The following is a 13,026-nucleotide window of genomic DNA, read 5'->3' as shown; positions in this document are numbered from 1 at the left end:
ATATCCCCCGACGTAACGAAGCAAGGCCCTGTAGCGCAGTTGGTTAGCGCGCCGCCCTGTCACGGCGGAGGTCGCGGGTTCGAGTCCCGTCAGGGTCGCAACACAGCAAAGTCCCCCACACCGATCCCGGTGCGGGGGACTTTCGCGTTCGAGGACGTGTTCAGATGCGGTGGTCGATGCTGGTGATGCGGTGGCGGCCGGGGGCTACCTCGGTGGTGCGCATGACCTGGTTGATTTTCTCCGTGGTGGCGTCGCCCGGCCATTTCTGGTGGATGGTGACATTCCAGAGGGTGGCGTCGGCGGCGTCGGCCTTGGTGATGTGGACGCAGTATTTGACGTCGAGGGGCAGCGAACCGATACCTTCGGCCAGGGCGGAGGCATTGCCCACATGCGCGTTGTCGGTGACGAAGGAGCGGGCCTTGGCGGCGTCGCGGTCGACGTAGTAGCTGTATTCGAAGCCGAGGATGGCGCCCTCGGGGCTGGCGGTGTCGCCGCGCTCGGCGCTGATGGTGATCGAGGGAGTGCGGAAGGACTCGCAGCCGGACAGGGCGTGGGCGGGCAGTGGGGGAACCACGGTGGAGGTGGTCGCCCGCGAGCCGGGGACGGCGGCCTGGGTGGTGGTGCTCGTCTTGTCGGCGGGGCCGAGAAAGATGGTGGCGGCCACGCCGAGCACGACGACGAAGGCGAGCGCACCGACCACGCCCTTGATCGCGGCGGCGGCTTTCGCCCGGCCGCCGCTGTCGTCGTAGCGTTCGTCGTCGAAGTTCTTGCGGGGGCGCCGCGCGATCTGGCCGCCGCCGCCGAAGTCCTTGAGGCGCGGCAACACCGGCATCTCCACGTGGTCGCCGCTCTGTTCGGTGGCGGTGGCGGTGGCCCAGTCGTTCCAGTCGACATCGTCGCCGCGCTGCGTCTCGACCGGCGCGTCGCCGTCGTTCCAGTCGTTCCAGTCGCCGGTGAACCCGTCGTCGTCGGCGGGGTTTCGATATACCGGCTGGACGGGTGCGGGCTCGAACGGGTCGTTGTTGTCGAACGGTTCCGGGTCGGGCGGCGGCCAGGTCTCGGGGTTCGTGCCGATCGTCTGCGGCTCGGCCTCGCGTCGCCGCCTGCGTCGCCGTTTGCCCTGCGGGCGACGGCGACCGGGCGTCGTGGCATCCGGCGACGTGAAGTAGGCACCGAACGGATTCTCCATCCGGGGGTCCTATGCCGGCGCCGGGACGACTCCCGGTTGACCGTGTTTAGGTGCGGCGGAGGGTTTTTCGGTCTCCTGATCCTGCTGCGGACGACTGCCGGGCGGAACCACCCCGCCTTGCATCGGCTGCTGGGCAGGCGCCGGTGTGCTCGGAGCCTGTTGGGGCTGTTCGGTTTTCGGCGCCTGGTTGGACTGGAACGGCGCGGACGGCGCGGGGGTATCCGGCTTCGCCGACGCGCCACTGTCGCTGTTCGCCCCGGTGCCGGTGCCCCCGCCGGTGCTGGTGCCGCCACCCAATCCGCCGAACAGGGTGTTCGTGCCGGTGCCACCACCATTGGTCGACGGCGAGGTGGGTGCGGTGCCCGCGGGGGTGGTGGAGGCGGCGCCCTCGGTGCCGGTGGCATTCGCGGCGAGAGTGTCGATTCCGGTCGTCGCCAGCTCGGAGCCCGCGTCGATCCCGTGCATCGCGACTTCGGCGATCTTGTCGATCAGATGCGTGCCGAAGGTGACGCCGGCGTCGATCGCCGCGGTCCCCAAGGACACCCCACCGTCGATCAAGGCCTCCTGCAACGCGATCTGCGCCGCTGTTGCCGGATCGATGTTGTCGTCCTCGTCATCCCACGAGGAGTCGTCCCACGACGACGTATCGGACCCGCCGGTGCCGAGCACATAGACCCCGGGCGCCACCTCCGTCGCGCCGGTGGGCACGGTGACCCCGTTGGTCCCGCCGAGATCGCTGGTGAGCCCCTTGGTGTCGCGGGTGTACTGATCCATCTCGGTGCTGGCGTTGCCCACCACCCCGACCGCTTCCGAAATGGCCTCTTCGGCCAGCTCGACGATGGCGTCGAGGTTGTTCTCGTTCACCGCGGGCGCGGCCTTCTTCGCCTTGGCCCGGAAGTCGGCGATGATCGCGTCGACCTTGGCGGCCGCGGTCGACTGTGTCGAATATGCCTGCCCGAGCAGCGAGCTCAAACTGGTCCCGCGATCGGCCGCGGCCGAGACCTCGGTGGCGGTCTGCCGCAGCGCGGGGGTGGCCGGTGCCGCGGTCTCGGTCGACTCGAGCGCGTACAGCCCGAGCCGATGCGGGTCTTCGGTAGCCGTGGTCGCGGCGGATGCCGACGTGAGTGCGGCGACCACGGACGCGTCGGGATCGGCGGAAGTGTTGCTGCCCAGCGATCTCCGCAACTCGAGCAGCGGAACTTCGAGCAGCGCGATCACCGGCTCGATCTTCGCCTCGGCCTCGGCGGGGGTGATCGTGCTGACCGTGGTCTCGGTGACCAGCGACTTGGAACGCATCACGCCACCTCTCCCTCGGCTGCTCGCAGATCGCCCGCCAGCCCGGAATCGATCCCGGTCACGCTGGCGCCGAAGCGATTCAAGATGTCCTGATAGGCGGTGACCAGGTTGCCCGCCGTGCTCAGCGTCGACGCGTGGTCGCCCGCGGCCTGTGTCCAGGCGGCGGCGAATTCACGCCCGAGCACGCCGAGCCCGGACAGGTCGACCCCGGCCGCGGTCGTCGTCTCTGTGGCCGCTGTGCCAAGAAGTTCGGAAACCCGAGCTGCCGCACGCTGATAAGCGTCGAGCGCTGACGGGTCGAAAGACATTTCTGCCACGATGTCTGCCCCTTCACGATCGCGGATCCCGGCACGGCCGGTGCTCAAAAGCGTAACCACCGAGCGCCGTTTGCGGGGGAGTCCAGTCCAGATGGCAGGATCGATTTCGAGACCGCGCAGGTCAAGGACTTTCGCCGCGGGATTCGGGTGGTGCTGGTGTGACGAACGGGTCGGCGATCGAAATATGACCGGCGAGTAGGGTCAGCCATGTCATGGATGGGTATCGACTGTTGGCCCTGCTCGGGTTCGCTCTGCTCGACGCGCTCGATGTGCTGCTGGTGGCGATCACCACGGCCGTGGTCGCCGACGCCAGGCTGACCCGGCGCTCGCCGATGACGGGTGTGCTCAGCTTCCTCGGCGGCGTTTTCGCGATCTCCGTGGTCTTCGGCGTGTGCACCGTGCTCGGCATCGACTTCCTGGTCCGGCTCCTCGACTTCGAGTTGACCCCGGCTCTGCGGTACTGGGGCGAGCTGGTGATCGGCCTGGTGCTGATCGCGGTCGCCGTGCTGCCGGTGGACACCACCGCGCCCACCGGTGGTCGCTGGGTCGAGCCGGTGCGTAAGCATCCGTGGCTGATGGGCGTGCTCGGCTTCACGCTGGGTTTGGCGAAGGTGCCGACCTCGGTGCCCTACCTCGCGGCCCTGGCCCTGCTGTCCGCACAGCGCCCGCTGCCGGTGGTGTGGCCGGTGATCGTGGCCGGTTACTGCGCGATCGCCCTGATCCTGCCGCTGGTCGTGCTCGCTGTCGCCATGCGGCGGACACCGCGCGCGCGGCGGGTATACCGCCTGCTCGTGCGGGGCATCACCCGCTTCGGGCCGCCGGTCATCAGGGTGCTTTTCGTCGTGTTCGGCCTCGGATTGATCATCGACGCGCTGGTCCACGCGGGTCGGCTGTGGTGAGCGCCCGCACGGCCACTCAGGAAAGCGTCAGGACCATCGAGTACCGTCATAACGAATCGATGACATGCCCCGTGCCCGCATCCTGGGCCGCGGGGCTATCCAGGTGAGCAGGGAGGGCGACCCTTGAGGGTTACCGTTGTTGTGCCGACCTACAACGAGCGGGAAAATCTGCCGGTGGCGGTGGAGCGGCTGACGGCTCTGCCGGTGTCCGATCTGCACGTGCTGGTGGTAGATGACAATTCACCCGACGGCACGGGTGATGTCGCCGACAAACTGGCTGCTGAGCTGCCGAATGTGGTGAGCGTGCTGCACCGCACCGAGAAGGACGGTCTCGGCCGCGCCTACATCGCGGGCATCACCGCGGCGCTCGACGAGGGTGCCGACGTGGTGATCCAGATGGACGCCGACCTGTCGCACCCCGCCGAGGTGATCCCGTCGATGCTCGAGAAGCTGAGCTCCGACGACGTCGGCGTGGCGCTGGGGTCGCGCTACGTGCCCGGTGGTTCCACCGCCGCGGAGTGGAAGTGGTACCGCAAGGCCCTGTCGGCCTGGGCCAACTTCTACGTGAACCTGATCCTGCGCCTGGGCGTGAAGGACGCGACCGCCGGTTTCAAGGCCTGGAAGGCCGACACCCTGCGGGCGATCGACGTGGCGTCGATCCGCAGCAACGGCTATTCGTTCCAGGTCGAGATGAACTACCGCGCGATCAAGAAGGGTTACACGATCGCCGAGGTGCCGATCCGCTTCGAGGAGCGCACCGTCGGCGCGTCGAAGATGAGCCTGAAGGTGCAGCTCGAATCGGCGCTCATGCCGTGGAAGCTGCTGTTCGGCCGCTCGGTCTAGAACTCGGCATGCGAAAGGCCCCGCCGTTTCTCGGCGGGGCCTTCGCTGTGTGCTCGGGTCACTTCGCGGTGATGCCGCGACGCACACCTTCCAGCGCGATCACCATGACCGGCACCAGCACCACGTGCATCACCGACAGGGCGATGGTGGAGGCGGTGTCGAAGTCGGTGGCCACGGTCAGTGCGATGGTCCCGATCGACAGCACCGATCCGACCACGGCGGCGGTCCGCAGCACGCCGGTCCACACGTAGGACACCAGCACGGCGACGGTCAGTCCGATCAGCAGCGGCACGGCCGACATCATGATCACCCCGCCGGGCGCGACACTGGCCTCCTTGCCCTGGTCGGTCATGATGAACGACCCGCCCGCGGCGGCGCCGACGGCCCAGACGATCAGGTTCAGCACCACGGCGGCGGCAGCGGCGCCCAGCACGGCCACGGGCCGGTTCAGTGCGGGAACGGTGTAGGTGGCGGGGGCGGTGGTGGTGGTCATGATGTTCTCCCTCATTCGGTGGTGAGACCATCATCAAACCCAAACAATGGTTAAGGTCAAGTCTTTCTTCGGAATTCGGCTGCGACACCGATGAGACCCCGGTCATACGCCCTGATCCCGTTGTCTACGACACGTAGTCGTAGCATGGCTGTGTGCGTTCACCGACGGATCACACCGCGCGCTTACGCGGCGCGGCGGTGGGTGCCGCGTCCGGTGCGGTCGCCGTGCTCGCGCACGGCCTCGGTGGCGCTACCGCCCTTCCCGCCGGCTCGTCGATGGCCCTGCTGTTCGCCGCCTGCGCCCTGATCGGTGTCGTGGTCTCCGCGCTGCCACGCGGGCACAGTCCGGTCTCGACCATGGCGGTGCTGGCTGTCGGCCAGGGCGTCGGGCACACCGCGATGTCGCTGGGACATGTCCAGCACCATCCCCTTTCGGCCGCGATGGTGCTCGCGCACCTGGTCGCGATCCCGGTCGGGGCGATCGCGATTCGCGCCGCCGAAGTCGGAGTACGCCGGGCGATCACCAGCGTGCGTCAGCTGGTCCTCGTGCTGGCCGGGGTCGTGCGCCCCCTCGCGCGAGCGGTCCGGCGACCCGCCGCCGACGAGCGCGCGGTGCTCCGGCAACTCCTCCTACGACCGGACATCGGGCTGCGTGGTCCGCCCCGAACGGGCGCGACCACACTCACCCCCGTTCCGGCGTGGCTCCACGCCGTCGAAATCCGCCGTCCCGGTGGATGATTCGCTGTGCCGACAGGCCGGTCCGGGGTCCATTCCATCCCGATGATCGGAGTTCCCCATGTCCGCGTACACGCGTACCCACCTGCGTTCACCCCGCGTCGCCCGCCGTCTCGGTGCCGCGACCGCACTGTCTGTCCTCGCCCTCTTCTCCACCGCCTGCTCGGGTTCGGAACCCGCGCCCGCTGCCCCCGCGTCGGCGGGCGACCGGATCACGATGAGCGACCAGTGGATCAAGGCCGCCGACTCCGGCATGTCCGCCGCCTTCGGCAACCTGCGTAACACCGGGGACGTGCCGGTCACCCTGGTCGCCGCGACCAGCCCGGCCTCGAACCGGGTCGAGATCCACGAGGTCGTGCCCGACAGCACCGGGGCCAAGACCATGCGGCCGAAGGAGGGCGGCATCACCATCCCGGCGCACGGTGAAGTGATACTGAAGCCCGGCGCCGAGCATCTGATGTTCATGGATCTGTTGCAGCCACTGCGCACCGGCGCGGAAACCTCGCTCACCCTGACCTTCTCCGACGGCTCGAGCACTGTCGTCAGCGCCCAGGTGCGCGATTTCGCGGGCGGCAAGGAGAATTACACGCCGGGCTCCGAGAACCCGACGCACGGTGGCTGATCCGCATGCCGGGCTCTCCCGCCGCCGGTTGCTCGGCGGGGGAGCGGCGGCGGCGGGTGTCGTCGGCGCGGCCGGAATCGGCTGGGGCGCGGCCGGTCTCCGGGATCGGGAACGAGAACCCGGCGAGGGGCTCGACGTTGTTCCGTTCTACGGCACGCACCAGGCCGGCATCGAGACCACGCCACCCGGCCACGTGGCCTTCGCCGGTTTCGATCTCGCGCCCGGCGTCGGACGCGAGGACGTCGTCGGCCTGCTCCGGATCTGGACCGACGACGCGTCGCGGCTCACCCAGGGCGTTCCCGCGCTGGCCGACACCGAACCGGAACTCGCGGCCCGGCCTGCCCGGCTCACCGTCACGGTCGGTTTCGGTCCCGAGCTGTTCACCGTCACCGGTCTCACGGCACGACGACCGAGGTGGCTGCGGCAGCTGCCGCCGTTTCCCGTCGACCGGCTGGAGCCCGCCTACACCGGCGCGGACCTGGTGCTCCAGGTCTGCGCTCAGGAAGCGACGACGGTAGCGCACGCGGTGCGGGTGCTGTCCAAGCATGTGAAGTCGCTGGTGACGGTGCGGTGGGTGCAGCGCGGCTTCCGGGACGCGCCACGCGGCCAGACCATGCGCAACCTCATGGGCCAGGTCGACGGCACCGTCAACATCGCCCCGCGCACGGTCGACTTCGATCGTCTGGTGTGGGACGACGGAGCGTCGACGCCGTGGCTGACGGGCGGCACCTCGCTGGTGCTGCGCCGGATCGCCATGGATCTCGACCGCTGGGACGAACTCGACGCCGACGGCCGGGAACTGACCGTGGGCAGAAAGGTCAGCACCGGTGCGCCGCTCACCGGCACCGCCGAGCACGACGAACCCGATCTGACGGCGGTGGACCGCAACGGCATCCCGGTGATCCCGCCGTCGTCGCATGTCGCCCGCGCCAGGCACACGCACGACGGTGAACGGTTCCTGCGGCGCGGTTTCAACTACGACGAGGCGCCCGCCCCGGGGCAGCTGTCGAATTCGGGACTGCTGTTCGTCGCCTACCAGCGCGACGTCGATGCCCAGTTCCTGCCTGTGCAGCAGCGGCTGGCGGAGTTCGACGCGCTGAACGAATGGACGACTCCGGTGGGCTCGGCCGTCTTCGCGATCCCGCCCGGCGTCCCCGCGGCCGGGAACTACCTCGGGCAGCAGTTGTTCGAGAGCTGAGGGAGTCCGGCCGGGCGCACCACCGCGCCCGGCCGGATCTCAGTCGGGTTCCGGCCAGTTCAGCAGGGTGGTTTCGAACAGCTGCCGAACGCCTTCCACCTCGGCGTCCATGTCGGCCGGGTCCCAGCCGGAGACGTCGATCGGCGCCAGCACCGCCACGTCGACGATGCCGGGGCGGGCGATCGGTGAATCCCGCCAGGCGATCTCGCCGGCGTTGCGGACCACCACCGGGATCACCGGCACGCCGGCCTGGATGGCGATATGGAAGGCGCCCTTCTTGAACGGGCCGACACCGGGGGTGAACGAGCGCGTTCCCTCCGGGGCGACCGCGATCGAGAGCCCGTCGCGCAGGGTCGAAACGACCGGGGCGAGTGCGGCTTTCGCGCGCTCGGTATCGGTGCGGTCGATGAAGGTCACCCCGACGAACCGCATCAGCGGGCCGAACAGGGGGTGGTTGGCGAGTTCCTTCTTGCCGATGCCGGTCACCGCGCCGTCGAGCACCTTCGGGACGATGATCACGTCGAACTGGCTCTGGTGGTTGAACAGGAACACCGCGGGCCTGGGTGCGCGGGCGTTCTCGGCTCCCACCACGCGCAGCTGTACGTCGATCGCGCGCAGGGTGGCGGTGGTGGCGTCGTGCATGAGCGCGTCGGCCATCGTCTGGCGTTTGCCGGTGTGGGACTTGCGAAGTACGCCGATCAGCGCACCGCCGATGAGCCCGGCGAAGCCGGCGACGGTGCGCAGGTAGTCGACGGGGCGTGGAGCTCGGCGCAGCCGGAATGTGAGGGTGGGCCAGTCGTTGCCGATGGCGATCGCGGCCAGCGCGGGGTCCGGGTCGATCACGGTCGGCCGGGTGGCGAGTTCGAGCAGGGACAGGTCGGTCACGCTGTCGGCATAGACATAGCCGACCTCCAGGTCCGCGGCGAATTCGGCTACCGCCGTGGCTTTTCCGGTGCGCCACAGCGGTGCGCCCGCCGTGTGGCCCGTGAGAACGCCGTCGCGGACGGCGAGTTCCGTGCACAGTACGTTGTCGATGCCGAGCCGCTCGGCCACGGGCCGGACCTGGAATCGGGTGAGCTCGCTGACCATGATCACGGTGTGCCCGGCCAATTGGTGCGCGCGGACGAGCTGCCACGCCTCGGGAAACAGTCGCCCGTAGATCTGCTCGGCGAAAGCCTTGCGGCCCAGCTGCTCGAGCTCGGACTCCGAGGCGCCCGCCCAGGTCTGTTCCACGGCTTGCAGGAAGCGTCCGTAGTCACCATCGCTGCCACCGCGCTGGATACCGCCGAGCAGGGTGGCCCGGCGGCCGTCGCCACGACGGAACACCTTGTGTGCCAGTCCCCGTCGCGGCAGGCCGTCGACGACGGTGCCCCCGAAATCGAACACCGCGGCGATCCGCGCGCCCTGCGGACCCGACCGGATCGCGGACACTGCTTCGGCGAGTGTGCTCATCAGTTCGCGTTCCTGTTCGATGGATCGAGCGAGGCCGCCCGCGCGATGCGCTCTCCGAGATCACGCAGCTGGTCGGCGAATTCCTGACGCTTGCCGATCAATTCGGCTTCGGCCCCCGCGGCGGCGGGTGCGATGAGGCCGTGATTGTCGGCCAGTTTCCACGCACTGGTGAACAGTTCCGACGACACCGATTCGGGGCTGTGCAGCCGCTGCTGCAACAGCATCTGCTTGCCGACCGCCACGCATTCGTCGATGAATTCCTTGCGATCGATCGTCGCGTCGGCAGCGCGGGCCACCAGACGCTCGGCCACCACCAGCTGCGCGTCGAAGAACGATCGCAATACCCGATGGGCCATCACGAACCCGGATTCGGTGACAGCGCCGAGGAATTGGCGATCCAGCCGGTCGTCGGGGGTGTGCTCGTCCCATTCGGGCACGATGAGGCGCACTTCCTCGATGATCTGCTCGGCGAACTCCTGCCGTTCCGGGAAGAAGAACTCGAACTTGAGCAGATCGCGCAGCGCGAAGGCCGCCTTCCACGCCGCCCGCAGCGGATCGTCACCCGGCTGTTCCACCGCGGTCAGGGCGGCCAGCTCGAGGATGGCCCGGTTGACGAACCAGTGCACCGCGCTGTTGCGGTAGAACGCCGCCTCGAGGTGGACCCCGGGTTCGATCGCGTACACCGGCTCCAACCCGCCGCGGTACACGGTGACAACACCCGCGAGCGCGAGTTGCTCGAGCACCACCCGCAGGCCCTGTTCGTCACGCAGCGTGGACAATTCGCCGCTCGGTAGCCCGCGCACGGTGATGTAGCCGAGCACCGGATCGAGCACCGTGCGCACCTGCCCGAGGGTGAGCGCCCGTTCGTGCACGCCCAGCAAGGCCAGGGTGACCAGCGCGTTGACGGTGATCGGGGTGACCTCATTGATGCCGACCGCGATGTCGAAAGCCAAGCGCTGCACCGCTTTGTGCTCGGCGTCGGCCACGGCTTTCTCATCGGGAACGGTGGCCGAACCGGTCTCGGTATCGCGCAGCGGAATGGTCACCGGGCGCTGATCGAGTGGGTCGCCGTGCACGCCGAGACGCTCGCGTGCCGAAAGCGCCTCGCCGAAGCGCACATACACCCGTCCCGCCGAGTGCTGCTGCAGCCGAACATATTTCGCGAGCCAGCCGATGCCCTCGGCCTTCTTCGTGCCGCCGGCCTGTTCGCTCGCGATCGCCCCGAGCTCGTTGAGCCGCTCGTAGGTGATCGAGACCGGCACCAGCATCACGTCGTCGACGCGCCGCGAACGGACCGCGGCGGCAAGGTAGTTGAGTAGTCCGTACCGCGGCGGGCGGAGCTTGCCCGTCCTGGTGCGTCCGCCCTCGAAGTACCACTCCATATTGAATCGCTTGGCCAGCAGGTAGGCGAAGTACTCCTCGACGACCGCCTTGTAGACCTCGTCGTCGCCGAAGCTGCGCCGGATGAACACCGTGCCCGTGCGTCGCGCGATCGGTCCCATCGGCCAGAAGTTGAGGTTCGCGCCGCCGATCACGTGGTTGGGTGGAAAGTCGTTGCGCGCCAGCACGTCACCCAGGACGAACGCGTCGACATAGGAGCGGTGCGAGGGCAGGAACACCAGCGGGTGCTTGCGGTTGAGCTTGCGCAACGCGTCGAGGCCGCGCAGATCGGTGTCGACCTTCCAGGTCGAGGCGTGGACCGGTCGCATCGCCTGGGTGAACAGGTCCGAGACCAGCCGGCTCTGGGCGGCGACGAGCTCGCGTAGCGCCTTCTCCGCGTTGCGGTACACCTGGTCGGGTTCGGAGCCGATCTCGTCGGCGATGTAGTCGAGCTTGCGCTGGAATTCGGGGGAGTCGAGGATCTCCTCGGCCACCAGCTGGGGCACCTTGTAGCGATCGCCGATGACGGTGCGTTCGGCGCGTTCGAGCGCGACCACGGCGGCGCGTACAACCGCGCGCGCGAACGGATCCGCCGAGCCCGCGCGCAACAGCGCCGCGGCCTCGGGATTGTTGGTGCGCAGCGCGCTGAGCCGGGCGGGTGCGCCGACCAGCACGCGGTGGCGGTCGGGTTCGGTGCGCAGCAGCCTGCGCTGGACGAGCCGGTTGGGTTTGCGCGGATTGGTGAGCATCGCCAGGTCGGCGAAGGTCACCCGGCGCACGCCGTCGCGTTCGGGCGGCAGCCACAACACCCGGACGGGCACCACCAGCGGGTCGTCGTGCCTGCCGACAAGGCGTTTGGTGATGGCTTTGGCGTCGAGGTCGAGCTGGGTCACCGGGGCCGTGGAGTCGATCTCCCTGCCGAGACCGCCCTGGGCGATCCAGTCGCCGATCACCGCGCGTTCGACGCCGGAGGCCGCGTCGACCAGGGCGACCACCGAGTCTGCCTGCGGGCCGCGCCGCCCACCTTTGTCGATCATTGCTCCATTCAAGCCGCAGATCTGCTTCGGCGCACCGAACTCGGTCCACAGCGCGTTGCGCGACGCGCGAACAGCGGGGGATGTCCGGTGGGGTGCGACAGTGCCGGCGGTTTGCTCGGTGGAACGGAAGTGGCGAAGAATACCCAACACGGGTCTGGTCAAACGGCGAGGTAATGCTAACCTAACCAAGCAAAGTTAGGTCAGCTTTACCTTGGAGGATCGTTGTCGTCGACGGAACAACCCGTACGGGTGGAGTATGTGACCGACCCGGCGGCAGCGATGTCACGTCTGGCCGTCTCTGATCGATTCGGTGAGTACGTGATGTACGAACAGCCCGGTGTGTGGGTGTTTGCCGCCGATCCGCTCGGCAGCGTAGAGCTCGACGCCGGTGAGCTGCGCACTGTCTGGGGTGGTGAGACCACCGCTCGCGCCTGGACCGGCAGCCCGGCCACCGCCATCGATACCGCGCTGGCCGACCTGCCGCTCGACGGCCGCAATGCCTACGGCTGGATCGGCTTCGAATTCTGCGCCTACTCGCTGTCGGCGACGCACTATCTCAATCCGCTCACCTCGCTGGCGCACCTGATGATTCCGCGAATCGAGGTGCGGGTCGACGCCACCGGCGTGCGGATCAGCGGCGCCACCCCGAGCGAGGCGTGCGACATCCACGATCTGATCGCCGGCTCGCAGGGCGTAGACCTGCCGGTGCCGACGCCGGTCGACGTGCGATCCGACTCGACGAACTACGAACAGCGCGTGGCCACGGCGGTCGCCGAAATCCGTTCCGGCAGCTATCAGAAGGTGATTCTGTCGCGCAAGGTCGAGCTGCCGTTCCCGGTGGACGTGCCGGCGACCTATCGCCTCGGCCGGGCCAGCAACACGCCCGCCCGCTCGTTCCTGCTGCGGCTGGGCGGGCTCGAAGCGGCCGGGTTCAGCCCCGAGTTGGTGGCCTCGGTCGACGACGATCGCATCGTCACCACCGAACCGCTGGCGGGTACGCGGGCATTCGGGCTCGGTGCCGAAGCCGATGATGCCGCCCGCGCCGACCTGCTCGCGGACCCGAAGGAGATCGTGGAGCACGCGATCTCGGTGCAGACCTCCTTCGCCGAGATCGCGGAGGTGGCCGTGCCGGGCACGTCGGCGGTCTCCGATTTCATGGCCGTGCGCGAGCGCGGCAGCGTGCAGCACCTGGCGTCCACCGTGCGTGGCACCCTGGCCGCCGACCGCACCGCGTGGGACGCGCTCGAGGTGCTGTTCCCGTCGGTGACCGCCTCCGGTATCCCCAAGCGCGCGGGCGTCGACTCGGTGTTCCGCAACGATCACGACCCGCGTGGGCTGTATTCCGGTGCGGTGGTCTGTGTTTCGCCGACCGGCGCGCTCGAGGCGACGCTGGTACTGCGGGCGATCTACCAGACCGGTGAGGGTGCGTGGTTGCGCGCCGGTGCCGGAATCGTGGGGCAGTCGCGCCCCGAGCGTGAGTTCGAGGAGACCTGCGAGAAGCTGGGCAGCGTCGCGCCTTACGTGGTCAAGGCTTACAAAGCCTGATCCTCGGAGCCGAACGGCGGC

General features: G+C 68.8%; 12 protein-coding genes and 1 tRNA gene. 7 read left to right on the top strand and 6 right to left on the bottom strand.

Translation table 11 applies throughout. The features are described from left to right. The first annotated feature begins 24 nt into the window (after window positions 1-24). A tRNA-Asp gene (locus ACFQ9R_RS12415) sits at window positions 25-98 on the top strand. Window positions 99-160: 62 nt separating this feature from the next. On the opposite strand, the gene ACFQ9R_RS12410 is transcribed toward ACFQ9R_RS12415, so the two are convergent. Genes ACFQ9R_RS12410 through ACFQ9R_RS12400 form a run of 3 tightly spaced genes read right to left on the bottom strand, consistent with a single transcriptional unit; the run spans window position 161 to window position 2,802 of the window. Then, entirely contained in the window at window positions 161-1,189 is a 1,029-nt protein-coding gene (locus ACFQ9R_RS12410; protein ID WP_378990547.1) for a hypothetical protein, read from the bottom strand. A gap of 9 nt (window positions 1,190-1,198) precedes the next feature. Then, complete coding sequence (locus ACFQ9R_RS12405; RefSeq protein ID WP_378990545.1) at window positions 1,199-2,485, bottom strand: hypothetical protein; 1,287 nt, start codon at window positions 2,483-2,485, stop codon at window positions 1,199-1,201. After that, on the bottom strand, window positions 2,485-2,802 hold the full coding sequence (locus ACFQ9R_RS12400) for a hypothetical protein (RefSeq protein ID WP_378990544.1): 318 nt from the start codon (window positions 2,800-2,802) through the stop codon (window positions 2,485-2,487). The genes ACFQ9R_RS12405 and ACFQ9R_RS12400 overlap by 1 nt, the downstream gene beginning before the upstream one ends. Before the next feature lie 212 nt (window positions 2,803-3,014). On the opposite strand from ACFQ9R_RS12400, the gene ACFQ9R_RS12395 reads away from it, so the two are divergent. Together ACFQ9R_RS12395 and ACFQ9R_RS12390 are read left to right on the top strand one after the other, a co-directional pair. Beyond that, window positions 3,015-3,701 (top strand): GAP family protein, encoded by a 687-nt coding sequence (locus ACFQ9R_RS12395; protein WP_378990543.1) that lies wholly within the window; start codon window positions 3,015-3,017, stop codon window positions 3,699-3,701. 123 nt (window positions 3,702-3,824) lie between these two features. Then, window positions 3,825-4,544: a polyprenol monophosphomannose synthase gene (locus ACFQ9R_RS12390; protein WP_228536832.1), complete on the top strand. Its 720-nt coding sequence runs from the start codon at window positions 3,825-3,827 to the stop codon at window positions 4,542-4,544. 58 nt (window positions 4,545-4,602) lie between these two features. On the opposite strand, the gene ACFQ9R_RS12385 is transcribed toward ACFQ9R_RS12390, so the two are convergent. Next, window positions 4,603-5,037, bottom strand: a complete 435-nt coding sequence (locus ACFQ9R_RS12385) for a DUF6069 family protein (RefSeq protein WP_378990542.1) — start codon at window positions 5,035-5,037, stop codon at window positions 4,603-4,605. Between the two features lie 152 nt (window positions 5,038-5,189). Between ACFQ9R_RS12385 and ACFQ9R_RS12380 the strand changes: the two genes are divergently transcribed. Genes ACFQ9R_RS12380 through ACFQ9R_RS12370 form a run of 3 tightly spaced genes read left to right on the top strand, consistent with a single transcriptional unit; the run spans window position 5,190 to window position 7,591 of the window. Then, window positions 5,190-5,774 (top strand): hypothetical protein, encoded by a 585-nt coding sequence (locus tag ACFQ9R_RS12380; RefSeq protein WP_378990541.1) that lies wholly within the window; start codon window positions 5,190-5,192, stop codon window positions 5,772-5,774. A 58-nt stretch (window positions 5,775-5,832) separates the two neighbouring features. Continuing rightward, window positions 5,833-6,393: a copper chaperone PCu(A)C gene (locus ACFQ9R_RS12375; RefSeq protein WP_378990539.1), complete on the top strand. Its 561-nt coding sequence runs from the start codon at window positions 5,833-5,835 to the stop codon at window positions 6,391-6,393. Then, entirely contained in the window at window positions 6,386-7,591 is a 1,206-nt protein-coding gene (locus tag ACFQ9R_RS12370; protein ID WP_378990538.1) for a Dyp-type peroxidase, read from the top strand. The genes ACFQ9R_RS12375 and ACFQ9R_RS12370 overlap by 8 nt, the downstream gene beginning before the upstream one ends. 39 nt (window positions 7,592-7,630) lie before the next feature. Here the strand turns inward: ACFQ9R_RS12370 and ACFQ9R_RS12365 are convergent, their stop codons facing one another. Together ACFQ9R_RS12365 and ACFQ9R_RS12360 are read right to left on the bottom strand one after the other, a co-directional pair. Further along, on the bottom strand, window positions 7,631-9,043 hold the full coding sequence (locus tag ACFQ9R_RS12365; RefSeq protein WP_378990537.1) for an HAD-IB family hydrolase: 1,413 nt from the start codon (window positions 9,041-9,043) through the stop codon (window positions 7,631-7,633). Beyond that, complete coding sequence (locus ACFQ9R_RS12360) at window positions 9,043-11,460, bottom strand: glycerol-3-phosphate 1-O-acyltransferase (RefSeq protein ID WP_378990536.1); 2,418 nt, start codon at window positions 11,458-11,460, stop codon at window positions 9,043-9,045. The genes ACFQ9R_RS12365 and ACFQ9R_RS12360 overlap by 1 nt, the downstream gene beginning before the upstream one ends. Window positions 11,461-11,709: 249 nt before the next feature. Between ACFQ9R_RS12360 and ACFQ9R_RS12355 the strand changes: the two genes are divergently transcribed. Continuing rightward, on the top strand, window positions 11,710-13,005 hold the full coding sequence (locus ACFQ9R_RS12355) for a salicylate synthase (RefSeq protein WP_378990535.1): 1,296 nt from the start codon (window positions 11,710-11,712) through the stop codon (window positions 13,003-13,005). Window positions 13,006-13,026: the final 21 nt, after the last annotated feature.

Origin of the sequence: Nocardia sp. NPDC056541, from assembly GCF_042794235.1 — a bacterium.
In the GTDB taxonomy this organism is placed as follows: Bacteria; Actinomycetota; Actinomycetes; order Mycobacteriales; family Mycobacteriaceae; genus Nocardia.
The sequence above is the reverse complement of the archived record's forward strand: the minus strand, read 5'-3'. Positions and strand labels throughout refer to the sequence as shown.